The organism is Actinophytocola sp., from assembly GCF_050699935.1.
GTDB lineage: Bacteria > Actinomycetota > Actinomycetes > Mycobacteriales > Pseudonocardiaceae > Actinophytocola.
This window is the reverse complement of record NZ_JBOHGB010000198.1, coordinates 1-11,010: the sequence shown is the minus strand read 5'-3', so window position 1 is coordinate 11,010 and position 11,010 is coordinate 1. Positions and strand designations below refer to the sequence as shown.

Sequence of the window (11,010 nt, the reverse complement as noted above, 5' to 3'; positions counted from 1 at the left end):
CGAACCACATGACCCTTAATGTCCAGGCCGAGAATCGCCTCCGCCCTCACCCACGCCTCAGCCGCGTCACCAGCCAGCTTCACACCACCGGCCTTGCCCCGACCGCCGGTCTTCACCTGCGCCTTGACGACGACGGTCTGACCGAACTCCGCGGCGACCGCACCGGCTTCGTCCGGCGTGTCGGCCACCTTTCCCGGCAGCACCGGAACACCGTGGGCCGCGAAGAGGTCCTTCGCCTGGTACTCGTACAGATCCACTCGAGGGCTCTCCTGATCTGAGACTGCGTGCCGTGGTGGGTTCGGCACGGAGAAGACCCTAGCGACGTGCGTGGACTCCCGGCGCGCGGCGTCCGGTGAAGTCCCTCACGCCCGGCGGCCGCGCTTGCCCACGGGGCGGCTGGGCCTGTTCTCGGGGGCTCGCGCGGGTCGCGGCGTGGGCTGTGGGGTGTCCTGCCGCGGAGCCGGGCCGGCGAGCGCGATGCCCGCGGCGACGAGGAACGCGAGGCAGCCGGCGATCGCGAGCCACGTGCCCGACCCGGCGGTGGCGTCCTGGACGCGATCGCTCGTCATGGGGAGCTCCAGCGCGTGGACGCCGACGACGGCGGCCGCGCCGAGGAGCAGCGCGGCCGCCCGTGCCGGGCGGGCCACGGTCGCGAGCAGGCCGGCGGCGATGACCACGACCATGGCGATGACCAGACCCCACGAGGCGAGCCGGAACTCCGACCAGATGCCGGGCGCGACGAAGTCCGGCGCGGTGATCATGGGGAAGCCGAAGGCGCCGACGCTGAACAGGATCGCCGCACCCGCGGGAGCGGCGACGGACAGGTGCGTCGTGCGCTCGGTGAGGTCGACGTCGTCGCGTTCGGCGCTGCCGGCGATGGTCGCGGCGACCGCCGCGGCGGCGGCGATCAGCATCGAGGCGGCGGCGAACCAGATGCCCGCGCCGATGTGGACGGTGTCGCTGATGCCGGCGCCGGTGAAGGCCGCGTCGAGGGTGGCGGCGCCGACGAGCACGACGGAGCCCAGGCTCACGACGAACGCCGGCCGGACCGCGGCGGCCCAGCGGTTGGACAGCATGGCGGCGCCGAGCGTGGCGATGAGGATGCCGACGGGGATGAGCTGGCGGTTGGCGTAGCTCTCCGGTGCCTCCAGTCCGTCGACGACGAGCTGGGGCCCGACGGCGCCGACGAGCGCGGCGACGCCGGCGAGCACGCCGAGCACACCGGTGACGAGGTGGACCCGGCCCGGCTCGAGCTGGAGCTCGGTGTCCTCGGCGTCGTCCCCCGGCAGGGCCGTGCCGCGCAGCACGAAGATCAGCACGGTGAGCAGCAGCAGCGAGGCGAGGGCGACGTATGGCCCGAGGTCCGGGCTGAGCCGCTCCACCGTCAGGCCGGCGACGATCTGCGGCAGCGCCACACCGGCCGTGGCCGCGAGCACCCCGAGCACGACGCCCCGCGCCACGGCGGGCCGCGTGGATCCGGCGGCGAACACACACCCGGCCACGACGGCGGCGACGATCAGCACGAGGCCGATCCGGACCAGCGTCGGGCTGTCGATCAGGTCGTGGCCGAGCTGGAAGGCGTTGTCGGAGCGGAAGGGCGGCATGACGAGCCCGACCGCCGCGACGGTCGCGAAGCCGAGTGCCCAGCCGATGGCGCGGCCGCGGGTCCTCTCCGAGGTCGGGCCGGCGTCCAGCTCCAGGCCGTAGGCCGAGCCCGGGTTGGCCCCCGCCCGGCCCGCCGCGAGCAGTCCGGCCGCGCCGGTGGCGAGGTGCCCGGCGACGAGCAGCCAGAGCCCGGCGGCCGGGGCGAGCGCGGCGAGGCTGGTCGGCACGAGAAGCTCCGGCCGGGAGACGAGCAGCCCGTCCTGGAGGAACTGCAGGTCGACGAGGGCACGACCCGGGCTGAGCAGGGCCGCGCCGGTCAGCACGCCGGCGGCGGTGAGCGCCCGCCCGAGCGCGATGAGCGTCCCAGCGATGAACGGCGGCGCGGCCGCCAGCAGGGCGAGCAGGGCCGTGCTGGCGAACCCTCTGGCCGGGGCGTCCTGAACGACGCCGACCTCCGGACCCGCGATCAGCAGGACCGCGCCGAGCACGGAGAGCCCCAACGCGAGGCGGAGCTGTGGCGGAGCATCGGCCCACCCGAGCCGTTCGGTCTGCTCGTATTGGCGGGTGCCGGCCTGCCGCCTGTCCACCCGCCCACGCGGCGATCGGGTCCCCGAAGTCATTGCCGAGCACGCTAGCAACTCGCCGGGGAGGCGCACGGCGCCGCCCGGACACCACGCCGTCTTTTCGCCCGAATGGCCGCTTCCCCGCGGGGTCGGCAGTGGCGCGAGCAGCCAGGACACCCGACACGCCGGACCGACACAGCCGGGTGGTCCGGCGATGGCGACGCGCATCCCGGATGCCGACCTCCCATTTTGCGGCCGCGGGCGCCCGCGGCCGACCTCGAGCGCTGTTGGAGCGATGGCGGTTCGCAGGTCCGTCTACGGGCTCCGACCGGCGCAGCCCAGCTGGCGCCGGCCGGGCGGCGGCGGTCCGCGGGAGCCTGGCCTGACTCCCGGTGGGGGTGCGTGGGTGTCCCAAGGGGATGCGGAACCGAAGGCTGGATGAACTCGTGGCTTAGTAACCTGGATCACATCGCGAAAGTAAACTTGGGTTCAGGTTGAGCGTTTCGGCTGATCAGGTCTTCTCCAGCCGCCACCCGATCAGCGGACACGACTTACGGATGTTGCTCTAACTGCTTTCCCTTCGTTACTGTCCCCCGGTCCGTTGTCACAGTCCGGTCACGAAAATGGGCAGGGTCGGCAACCCGAAAAGCCGACCAGCCGGGATCCCCCGCCCGGAGCCCACGTGAAGCTCGTTTCCCCACGAGCGAAGCGTTCGAGCCGGACTCCCCGAGACGGAAGGGCAGCAAGGCCTTGGCTCGACACCGCTCACCCGGCGGCGAGAACTGGGAGTGCATCGCGCTCGAAGAAGCGATGGCTGATCGCACTCCCAACCGCGACCGCGGCGTACACAGGGTGTCTCCTCCTTCCTCCGCACTGCGTGGCCGCGTGGTCGTCGCCGCGGTCGCCGTCGGCGCGTTCGCCGCGGCCGCCGCCGGGCAGACGCTCCAGGGCGGCGAGAAGCAACAGCAGACGCCGGACGTGCAGCCCTTAGCCGACAGCTCGAACGCCTCCGCCGCGATCGGCATCGGTGGTGACTCCTCCTCAGCCGCGGCTCCCTCCTTCCTGACCGTCGCCAAGCCCGCCGTCGATACCTCCGGTGGCCCGCTCGAGGCGCAGAAGATCGCCGCCAGCGACCGGATCGTCAAGGCGCGTGCCGCGAAGCTCGCCGCCGAGATCGCCGAGCGGAACCGGCCCAAGTTCGTCAGGCCCGCTGACGGCAGCCTGACCTCCATGTTCGGCGCACGGTGGGGCACGACTCACTACGGCATCGACATCGCCAACTCGTTCGGCACCCCGATCGTCGCGGCCGCCGACGGCGTCGTGATCGAGGCCGGCTCGGCGAGCGGCTTCGGCCTCTGGGTCCGCATCCAGCACTCCGACGGCACGGTCACCGTCTACGGTCACATGGACAGCTACTCGGTCTACGAAGGCCAGGAAGTCAAGGCCGGCGAGCAGATCGCGCTCATGGGCAACCGGGGCTACTCGACCGGCACCCACCTGCACTTCGAGGTGTGGGCCGCCGAGGACGGCCTCAAGCTGGACCCGCTCGGCTGGCTGGCCGAGCACGGCGTCAGCTACTGATCGACTCGCCCGGCAACCGCCTGACGAAGTAGGCATTGGCGACCCGCCACACGCTGCACATCGACCGCCTGCGCGCACAGCCGGCACAACGGCGCCCCGCGGGGCCGTGCAGCTCGAGAATCGCCCGCCACGCCGCGACCAGCCGGCGCGCCTCGGTCGCCACCGGTCGTGCGGATGCGTTCGCGACCAGCCGGTCGACCCCGTCCAGATACCGGCCGACGTTCTCGGCGAAGATCCGGTACAGCAACTCGTCCACACCTAGGGACCCCCCTCTGACCTCGTGCGGGAGCGTGTGCGTCCCGTCGGTGTGGATTGAACCCGAGGGCACTGACAATTTTCGCACGCCAGTTCGAGATCGGGCCGCCTGAGCCCAGGGAACTACAGCTTGACCAGCGGAACGCTGCCGATCAGCATCAACCGGATCGTGCCCGCGGTGCCGAAGTCGATCGTGGCCGTCGCCCGCGGGCCGGCGCCGTCGGTGGCCACCACGGTGCCCAGGCCGTACTTGTCGTGGTTGACCCGGTCGCCCACGTCGAGCGACAGCGCCGGGGCGTCCTTCCACCCCTTGGCCGGACCGAAGGGCGACGCCGTCCCACCGCGGGAGCGCATGGCCTCCGAGCGGCGGGCACCCCACGACGTCGGCGCGCTCGGCGCCGCACGCTCCGGCTGGACGCGCCGCCAGTCGACGAGGTCGGTGGGAATCTCGTCCAGAAACCGGGACGGCGGGTTGGTCATCGGCTGGCCCCACGCCGACCGGACGATCGCCCGCGACAGGTACAGCCGCCGCTGCGCCCGCGTGATGCCCACGTACGCCAGCCGCCGCTCCTCGGCCAGCTCCACCGGGTCGCCGAGCGCGCGCATGTGCGGGAAGACCCCGTCCTCCCACCCCGTGCAGAACACCACCGGGTACTCGAGGCCCTTCGCGGTGTGCAGTGTCATCAACGTGACCACGCCGGTGGACTCGGCGTCCTCGTCGGGGACCTGGTCGGCGTCGGCCACCAGCGACACCCGCTCCAGGAACGCCGCGAGCGAGCCCGGCTCGACACCCGTGTCGGGCTGCGGTTCCTCCACACCGTCCAGGGCGTGCGCGAACTCGCGGGCGACCGTCACCAGCTCGGTGAGGTTCTCCACCCGCGTGGCGTCCTGCGGGTCGTCGCTCTCCTCGAGCTCGGCGCGGTAGCCGGTGCGCTCGAGCACGGCCTCCAGGATCTCGGCGACCTCGTGCCCGGCCCCCTGCTCACCGTCGACCAGCTCGCGCAGCCCGTCGACCAGCTCGAGGAAGCCCACGATCGCGTTGCGGGACCGCGGGTTCAGCAGCGCCACCTTGCCCTCGGCGGCCTCGCGCAGCGCGACGTTGAACGAGATCCGCTCGCGGTCCGCGTGCGCCGTCACGCACGCCTCGGCCCGGTCGCCGATGCCGCGCTTGGGCACGTTGAGGATGCGCCGCAGGCTGACCGTGTCCTCCGGGTTGTTCAGCATCCGCAGGTAGGCCAGCGCGTCACGCACCTCGCGGCGCTCGTAGAACCGCACGCCGCCGACGACCCGGTACGGCAGCCCGAGCCGGACGAAGATCTCCTCGAACACCCGGGACTGGTTGTTGGTGCGGTAGAAGACCGCGACGCCGCCGTAGGTCAGGCCGGCGTCACCGTCCGCGGTGTCCATCAGCCGGTCGATCTCGCCGGCCACGAACGCGGCCTCGTCGTGGTCGTTGTCGCCGACGTAGCCGACGATCTTCTCGCCGTCGCCGAGCGCGGTCCACAGCCGCTTGTCCCGCCGGTTGGTGTTACGCGAGATCACGGCGTTGGCCGCCGACAGGATCGTCTGCGTGGAGCGGTAGTTCTGCTCCAGCATGATCGTGGTGGCCTGCGGGTAGTCCCGCTCGAACTCCACGATGTTGCGGATGGTGGCGCCGCGGAAGGCGTAGATCGACTGGTCCGCGTCGCCGACCACGCACAGCTCGCCGGGCTCGACCCCGTCCGCACCGGTGCCCACGAGCTCGCGCACCAGGGTGTACTGCGCGTGGTTGGTGTCCTGGTACTCGTCGACCAGCACGTGCCGGAACCGCCGCCGGTAGTACTCCGCCACGTCCGGGTGGGTCTGCAGCAGCTCGACCGTGCGCATGATCAGGTCATCGAAGTCGAACGCGTTGGCCAGGCCCAGCCGCCGCTGGTACTCGACGAACACCTCGGCGGCCCGGCGCTCGAAGTCGTTGGCCGCGGACTCGGTGGCCTCGTCCGGACCGACCAGCTCGTTCTTGAGGTTCGAGATGTGCGCGGCAAGGCCGCGGGCGGTGTAGCGCTTCGGGTCGAGGTCGAGATCGCGCGCCACCAGCGTGACCAGCCGGCGTGTGTCGTCGGCGTCGTAGACCGAGAAGCTCGACTTCATGCCGAGCGTGGCGGCGTCGCGGCGCAGCACCCGCACGCACATCGAGTGGAACGTCGACACCCACATCGCGTTGGCCCGCCGGCCGACCAGCTCGACCACGCGCTCGCGCATCTCGGCGGCGGCCTTGTTGGTGAACGTGATCGCCATGATCTGCCCGGGGTGCACGTCGCGCTCGGCGAGCAGATAGGCGATGCGTCTGGTGAGCACCCGCGTCTTGCCGGAGCCGGCGCCGGCCACCACGAGCAGCGGCGAGCCGGCGTGCTGGACGGCGCGACGCTGCTGGTCGTTGAGGTCGGCGAGCAGGTCCGCGGACCGTCGGCGAGACGGCTTGGCAGGGGCTTGCGGAGGCAATTCGAACAGAGTGCTCATCGTGTGGACAACGTTACCGGCCCGCCCCGACAACGACGGCGCGGCAAGCCGGGGGCAGGGTGGACAGTTCGCGAGTCGTGGTGCCAGAATCGATCCCGTGCGAACCCACGTCTTCGAGTTTTTTTACGGGAACCGGACTCCGGCTCCCGTCGTGGTGTAGCGCCCAGACAACGACAGCGAAGCCCCGGAGTCCGCGGACCCCGGGGCTTCGCTGGCTCGGGGACCGGGGCTCCGCAGAACAGAGGATCACGACATGCCCTCCACGACCCCGACCGCGGGAGACGACACGGCGAACGACCAGCCGACCCCGCCGGTGGCCTCCAACGGTGAGATCGCCGCGCTGCGCGAGGAGATCGACTGGCTCGACGCGGAGATCCTGCGCCTGGTGAAGCGCCGGATCGAGGTGTCCAGAACGATCGGCGCGGCGAGAATGGCCGCCGGCGGGCCACGAATCGTCTACAACCGGGAGATGGACGTGCTCGCGCGCTACCGCGAGCTGGGCCCGGAGGGTCGGCGGCTCGCGATGGCGCTGCTGGACCTCGGCCGCGGCCCGCTGGGTCGCTGAGGACCCGAGGTCGCTGAGAGAACGCTCAGTTTCAGGGTTGTCACCGATCCACAGGCGCCAGAATGCGGGCACACTGGAGTCATGCTCAACCTGATCGCCGTCATCATCGCCATCGCCGCGGTGGTGGCCACCCTCGCCCATTCGGGTTATCTGGCGCTGCTGAACTCGGCCGCGAGCAAGCGGGCCGGTGGAGCGCCGATCGCGCAGTACGTGCGGTCGCGCTGGCCGGTCGCCGGCGTTACCACGGCCGGGGCGCTGATCGCCTGGGCACTCACCAGCGCCGGCGGTTTCGCCGACGTGCTGGCGATCGTGCTCGCCGCCGGTTCCGGTGGCGTGGCGACCAAGGCGCTCCAGTCGACCCAGCAGCGATATCGCACCGGCGAGTAGCGCCGGAAGGCGCCCCTTCACCCGGTCGAGTGGAGTGGCACTGACATGCGCACCCCGGCTCTCAAACCGTGGGCAACCGCATACTCTGGGCGAGGTGAGCACTCCGATCCCCATCGAGAACGTGCGGTCGGCCCTGGTCGTCGCCGCTCACCCGGATGACATCGACTTCGGCGCCGCCGGCACGGTCGCACTCTGGACCGCCGCGGGCGTCGCCGTCACCTACTGCATCTGCACCTCCGGCGAAGCGAGCGGCGACCCCGATCGCGACGAGGCCGAGATGGCGCGCACCCGCGAGGCCGAGCAACGCGCGGCCGCCTCGCAGGTCGGCGTCGAGGACGTCGTCTTCCTCCATCACCCCGACGGCACGCTGACCGCGTCGATCGAGCTGCGCCGGGACATCACCCGCGTGATCCGCGACGTGCGCCCGGACCGCGTGCTCGCCTGGTCGCCCGAGATCAACTGGGAGCGGGTGCCCACCACGCACCCGGACCACCGCGCGTCCGGCGAGGCCGCGTTCGCCGCGGTGTTCCCCGACTCCCGCAACCCGCACGCCCACCGCGAGCTCCTCGACCGCGCGGGACTCGAGCCGTGGACCGTGCGCGAGCTGTGGATCACCGACGGGCCGGCGTCGCTGCGCAACCACGTCGTCGACGTCACCGAGACCTTCGACAAGAAGATGGCCGCGCTGCGCTCGCACGCCTCGCAGGTCGGTGACGGCGTCGAGCTGGAGCGGGCCCTGCGCGCGGCCTTCGGCGCCACCGCACGGGCGGCCGGCCTGGGCGAGGGCAGCTACGCCGAGGTCTTCCAGGTGGTCAGCACGGCCTGAGTTTTCTCGTGACGGTTGCATCGCGCAACGTCACGATCCCGAGGGAAAGAGGTCTCAGAGCCATGAACGGTGGGGGATGGCCCACGGTGGGCCCACGTCATGGCAGACACCGGCGGGGCTCGGTCAACTCGGCCTGGACCCCCGCAGTCCGACCGACCGAGGCCGGCCGGCTTCCGGCACACGCGAGGTTCGCCTGGGCACCGCCGCCGCGCGCGGACGATCTCACCGCCGAGGACACCTCGCCGATCGCACTGGTCCCCCGCCAGCGGGAGCCCGAGGCGGCGATCGTGCACGAAGTACCGGAGACCCCGCCGCGCGGCCTGCGCAAGTTCGACCTCGGCATCGTGCCGGCGTCGGTGACGCCGCCGCGCTCGTGGCGCAAGGCTGCCTGGTTCGCGGTCGGCACGTCCGCGGCCGTGGTCTGTGGCCTCGCGGTCGCCGCCGTGCGGTTCGTCGGCCAACCGCCGTCCAGCAACACCATCGACGCGCTGCCCGCGTTCCCGACCCAGGAGCTGGGCGCCCTGCCGGTCGACGAGACCACGGCCGCCTCACGAACCAGCACGACCAGCTCGAGCTCGCGTTCGTCCAGTGCCCGCCCCGACACGGCCAGCCGCACCCAGGACGGCCAGTCGTCCAGCCGGCCGCACTCGTCGGCGTCCGGATCGTCGTCCGGCACGACGATGTCAGACCCGACATCGAGCACGTGGACCACACTGACCCCGCCGCAGAGGACCACGGTCGGCCGGGCGCCGGTGACGCCGACCGACCCGGAAGCGATGGGCGACCGGACCGAGCAGTACTTCGCGCTGGTGACCGAGGACCCGCAGGCGGCCCACGAGCTGTGCACGGGAGGCATGGCGCGCGAGGGACCGGAGGGCATCGAGGCCAGGTACGGCGGCGTGGACCACGTGGAGGTCCAGCAGATCACGATCGACCGCAACACGGCCGAGACCACGAGCACCGTGAAGATCGTCCGCGAGGACGGCACGGAGACGGTCGAGCAGCGACAACTGACCTTCACCTGGGGCGGCGACCCCAAGATCAGCGACGACACACCGACCGCCTGACCGACCGTCCATAACCGACAACGCGGCGAAAAAGCAAGGCTTGGCCTGACATCACGGCCCGAGTACGTTGATCACGAGTTCGGCATCGGATGGACAACCGACCGCGAACGATTGTGGTGGCAATTGCTCCGATCGAGTGAAATATGCGCCCGTCCACCGACCCGTTCGTGTGATCCACTCCGAATAGCTGGCGTTCCGGGCGGGCAGCACGGTACCTAGTTGGCCCTCACGCAACGCACGAAGGGCCGCAGAAAGTGGATCGTCTGACGACCGGACGGCGCCACGTACGCGCCGGTTCGGTTTCCGTCACCGAGCTGATCAGCAGACAGGCCGCGGAACCCGAGTCCCCAACACCGGAGCCGGCCGAGACGACGGTGACGCTCGACGGGCCGGTCGAGCCCGAGGCAGGGCCGACCTCGCACCGCCGTCCGTCCTCGCGCGCCGCTCAGCTCGCGAAGATCACCAGCCTCGCCGTGGCCACGCTCGTGCTGTGTGGCGCCATCGGCGTGGCCTCCACCATCGCCCACCGGCGTGAGGCCGCCGAGCCCGCCCCCGAACGTCCCGCCGAGATCAGCGGCGAGCAGGCGCTGATGCCCGGCGAGCTCGACCGCACGCTCGCACCGACCCGGGCGACGGCCGCTCGCCCGCCCAGCCCCAAGCCGGTCACGACGACGCCGCGCGTGGCCGCCCCGCCGGCTGCGTCGGCCAGCACGCCGATGTCGGGCACCACCGCGTCGGACTCGTCGACCACCGTGGCACCGCAGTCCGATGTGGACGTTGTGAAGAAGTTCTACGACGTCGTGCCCACCGACCCCGCGCTCGCGTTCGACCTGCTCGCACCGGGACTGCTCGACTCCACGCTGGGCCAGTTCCTCGACTCCTGGTCGCTCGTCCGCTCGGTCGACGTGGTCGGCATCGAGAAGCGGGCCGACGGCGTGCTCGCGATGGTCCGGCTGCGCCTGGCCAACGGCGGTCAGCTGCAGCTGCAGCAGTTGCTGACCGTGGCCGAGTCGCCCCGGCGTATCGTGGGTGTCCGGCTGCTGTCGGCCCAGCGCAACTGATCCACTAAGCTGTCAAGCCATTGTGCACTGTGTGGTCCGCCTTCGTGTGCACAGAGTGAGGGCCTAGCCTGGTGCGGGTCGGCGTACGTGGGTACCCGTCGCGTTACGTGTGGCGATGAGCACGCCCGCCGCCAGCCCCGGGAGGTTTCTGTGACCTGCGGTCCAGGTATCTCCAGTTCCGGAGTCGGCACGAGCGAAGGCCCGCAGGCAGGGAGGGACTCGGCGCGATGACCGATGAGGGTCGCCTGGTGGCCGGGCGCTACAGGCTGGTCTACCGCATCGGTACCGGTGCGATGGGCGTGGTCTGGCAGGCGCATGACGAACGGCTGAACCGAACCGTCGCGGTCAAGAGACTCCTGCTCCAGCCGGGCCTGCCGCCGGACGAGGCGCAGGAGGCCGTCGAGCGCTGCATGCGCGAGGGCCGGATCGCCGCGAAGCTGCACCATCCCAACGCCATCGCGGTCTTCGACGTCGTGGACGAGCACGGCGCGCCCTGTCTGATCATGGAGTACCTGCCCTCCAAGAGCCTCGCGATGGTGATGGCCGAGCGCGGCCCGCTGCCCGCCCGCGAGGTCGCTCGGGTCGGCGCGCAGTCGGCGGC

At 71.5% G+C, this 11,010-nt stretch carries 11 protein-coding genes; 7 read left to right on the top strand and 4 right to left on the bottom strand.

Translation table 11 applies throughout. The features are described from left to right. Both ACRDTB_RS34970 and ACRDTB_RS34965 read right to left on the bottom strand, forming a co-directional pair. On the bottom strand, positions 1–257 hold a 257-nt coding region (locus ACRDTB_RS34970; protein WP_431436526.1), incomplete at its 3' end, for an ATP-grasp domain-containing protein. Positions 258–362: 105 nt separating this feature from the next. Next, on the bottom strand, positions 363–2,192 hold the full coding sequence (locus tag ACRDTB_RS34965; protein ID WP_431436525.1) for a hypothetical protein: 1,830 nt from the start codon (positions 2,190–2,192) through the stop codon (positions 363–365). Between the two features lie 828 nt (positions 2,193–3,020). On the opposite strand from ACRDTB_RS34965, the gene ACRDTB_RS34960 reads away from it, so the two are divergent. After that, positions 3,021–3,749 (top strand): M23 family metallopeptidase, encoded by a 729-nt coding sequence (locus tag ACRDTB_RS34960; protein WP_431436524.1) that lies wholly within the window; start codon positions 3,021–3,023, stop codon positions 3,747–3,749. Here ACRDTB_RS34960 and ACRDTB_RS34955 read toward each other — a convergent pair. Together ACRDTB_RS34955 and pcrA are read right to left on the bottom strand one after the other, a co-directional pair. Further along, positions 3,739–4,005, bottom strand: coding sequence for a hypothetical protein (locus tag ACRDTB_RS34955; protein ID WP_431436523.1), 267 nt, complete (start codon positions 4,003–4,005; stop codon positions 3,739–3,741). The genes ACRDTB_RS34960 and ACRDTB_RS34955 overlap by 11 nt on opposite strands. 122 nt (positions 4,006–4,127) lie before the next feature. Further along, positions 4,128–6,503 (bottom strand): DNA helicase PcrA, encoded by a 2,376-nt coding sequence (gene pcrA / locus ACRDTB_RS34950; protein WP_431436522.1) that lies wholly within the window; start codon positions 6,501–6,503, stop codon positions 4,128–4,130. A 253-nt stretch (positions 6,504–6,756) separates the two neighbouring features. Between pcrA and ACRDTB_RS34945 the strand changes: the two genes are divergently transcribed. The 6 genes from ACRDTB_RS34945 to ACRDTB_RS34920 form a co-directional block, all read left to right on the top strand. Then, on the top strand, positions 6,757–7,068 hold the full coding sequence (locus tag ACRDTB_RS34945; RefSeq protein ID WP_431436521.1) for a chorismate mutase: 312 nt from the start codon (positions 6,757–6,759) through the stop codon (positions 7,066–7,068). 81 nt (positions 7,069–7,149) lie between these two features. Continuing rightward, a complete protein-coding gene (locus ACRDTB_RS34940) occupies positions 7,150–7,455 on the top strand; it encodes a hypothetical protein (RefSeq protein ID WP_431436520.1) in 306 nt (101 codons plus the stop codon). Positions 7,456–7,549: 94 nt separating this feature from the next. Beyond that, positions 7,550–8,281: a PIG-L deacetylase family protein gene (locus ACRDTB_RS34935; protein WP_431436519.1), complete on the top strand. Its 732-nt coding sequence runs from the start codon at positions 7,550–7,552 to the stop codon at positions 8,279–8,281. An 86-nt stretch (positions 8,282–8,367) separates the two neighbouring features. Next, on the top strand, positions 8,368–9,348 hold the full coding sequence (locus ACRDTB_RS34930) for a hypothetical protein (RefSeq protein ID WP_431436518.1): 981 nt from the start codon (positions 8,368–8,370) through the stop codon (positions 9,346–9,348). A gap of 254 nt (positions 9,349–9,602) precedes the next feature. Further along, positions 9,603–10,409: a hypothetical protein gene (locus tag ACRDTB_RS34925; protein WP_431436517.1), complete on the top strand. Its 807-nt coding sequence runs from the start codon at positions 9,603–9,605 to the stop codon at positions 10,407–10,409. 227 nt (positions 10,410–10,636) lie between these two features. After that, the coding region (locus ACRDTB_RS34920; protein ID WP_431436516.1) for a protein kinase domain-containing protein at positions 10,637–11,010 on the top strand (374 nt) is incomplete at its 3' end.